The 744-nt window shown below is 42.9% G+C and carries 1 protein-coding gene; it reads right to left on the bottom strand.

Annotated features, from left to right (window positions below):
* A partial coding sequence (locus ACFINH_RS10170; RefSeq protein ID WP_375633051.1) for an elongation factor Tu occupies positions 1-743 on the bottom strand: 743 nt, incomplete at its 3' end.
* Between the last annotated feature and the right edge of the window lies 1 nt (position 744).

Genomic DNA, 744 nt, shown 5'->3' on the forward strand with positions numbered 1-744 from the left:
GTTGGACGAATACCGATAATCTCGATTTCCTCTCCAACTTTAATAACACCACGCTCAACACGACCCGTAACAACGGTTCCACGACCCGAAATCGAAAACACATCCTCTATCGGCATCAAAAATGGTTGATCAACAGGACGTTCAGGGGTTGGAATATAATTATCAACTTCACTCATTAAAAGACGAACAGCATCTTCACCAATGCTTTTATCCTTATCCTCAAGAGCTGCCAACGCAGAACCCTTAACAATTGGTATATCATCGCCTGGGAAATCATATTTGGATAAAAGTTCCCGAACCTCAAGCTCTACAAGCTCCAAAAGTTCTGCATCATCAACCTGATCAACTTTATTAAGAAAAACAACAATTGCTGGAACACCAACCTGACGTGCAAGCAAAATATGCTCACGTGTCTGAGGCATTGGACCATCAGCTGCTGAAACAACCAAAATAGCACCATCCATCTGTGCTGCCCCTGTGATCATGTTTTTCACATAATCAGCGTGTCCTGGACAATCAACGTGCGCATAGTGACGATTTTCCGTTTCATACTCAACGTGTGCTGTAGAAATAGTAATTCCACGTGCACGTTCCTCTGGCGCAGCGTCAATTTGGTCATAAGCTTTAAATTCACCAAAATATTTCGTAATCGCTGCTGTCAACGAGGTCTTCCCATGATCAACGTGACCAATCGTACCAATATTAACATGCGGTTTTGTTCGTTCAAACTTGCTCTTCGCCATT

This window comes from Bartonella sp. AA74HLJMH, from assembly GCF_042197045.1.
GTDB lineage: Bacteria > Pseudomonadota > Alphaproteobacteria > Rhizobiales > Rhizobiaceae > Bartonella.